Source organism: Rhizobium sp. SVR5-9E (assembly GCF_056755095.1).
In genome coordinates, this window is sequence record NZ_JBNDHS010000248.1 from 1 (window position 1) to 479 (window position 479).

The window sequence follows — 479 nt, forward strand, 5'->3', positions numbered from 1 at the left end:
TTTTAATAGTGAGCAGGAAGTTTTGGGATACCCTATGCTTTTGGTATATCTCTTTGCCGTATGGATGATTTCCATCATCATTGCTTTGGTAATTGTAAAAAAATATGAGTAGTTTCGCACTGTTCTCTGTGGTTTTGCTCTATCTGGCACTTTTATTCTTTGTTGCCTATATGGCAGAGAAGAAAAAGAGTAAGCTCTGGATCAACAACCCTTACATTTACGCACTTTCCCTTGCTGTGTACTGCACTGCCTGGACGTATTATGGAAGCATCGGCGTGGCCGCAACCAGCGGGCTTAATTATCTACCGATTTATATAGGACCCATCATCGTTATTCCTTCCTGGATCTACATCAATACCCGAATTGTAAGAATTTCCAGAATCAATAAGATCAGCAGCCTGGCCGATTTCATTTCACTCCGATATGGAAACAGCAGAAGCCTGAGTGCTATCATTACACTTGTCTGCCTTTTCGCGATC

The 479-nt window shown here is 41.8% G+C and carries 1 pseudogene; it reads left to right on the top strand.

Annotation, left to right across the window (positions count from 1 at the left end):
• Positions 1-104: 104 nt before the first annotated feature.
• Positions 105-479, top strand: a pseudogene (locus ACPYOJ_RS34655) (sodium:solute symporter); the annotation flags it as partial.